Below are 238 nucleotides of genomic sequence, written 5' to 3' on the forward strand. Positions count from 1 at the left end.
TCCCATAGTTTTTCTTCAGTTATTTCCACATCAAAAGTGTCTTCCAACTTTCTTTTGAATTTATAAATTTCATTCGTCCAGAGTTTCAATGATAACTCATCATTATTATTTGGGGGTAATTGCATTACATGAACATTTTTAAAATCTCCCATAAGTGCGTACATTTTTTTCTTTCCGTCACACGTTGTTTCTCCAATTACAATATCCGAAAAATAAAAATATGGGCAAGTGTCGCTTA

At 31.5% G+C, this 238-nt stretch carries 1 protein-coding gene; it reads right to left on the bottom strand.

The features are described from left to right. Positions 1–238, bottom strand: a 238-nt coding sequence (locus VJI77_RS07745; RefSeq protein WP_323989021.1) for a 2-hydroxyacyl-CoA dehydratase family protein, incomplete at both ends; no start/stop codon positions are given.

It is taken from the genome of Parvimonas sp. D2 (genome assembly GCF_035282635.1).
Lineage (GTDB): Bacteria > Bacillota > Clostridia > Tissierellales > Peptoniphilaceae > Parvimonas.